The 249-nt window shown below is 38.2% G+C and carries 1 pseudogene; it reads right to left on the minus strand.

Annotated elements, in window-relative coordinates:
• Positions 1 to 249: pseudogene (locus tag LK09_RS21280) on the minus strand (IS4-like element ISAba33 family transposase); the annotation flags it as partial.

Genomic DNA, 249 nt, shown 5'->3' on the forward strand with positions numbered 1-249 from the left:
GTCCAAAGGATAGGTATCGCTATTCCACGATAAACGATTGCGAGCATCAGGATATTAATATTTCGTTTTCCCCATTTCCAATTGGTTCTATCTAAAGTCAGTTGCACTTGGTCGAATGAAAACATATTGAAAATCAACTGAGAAATTTGACGATAATCAAAATACTGACCTGCAAAGAAGCGCTGCATACGTCGATAAAATGATTGTGGTAAGCACTTGATGGGCAAGGCTTTAGATGCAGAAGAAAGA

The sequence above is a fragment of the Microbacterium mangrovi genome (genome assembly GCF_000802305.1).
GTDB classification, from domain to species: domain Bacteria; phylum Actinomycetota; class Actinomycetes; order Actinomycetales; family Microbacteriaceae; genus Microbacterium; species Microbacterium mangrovi.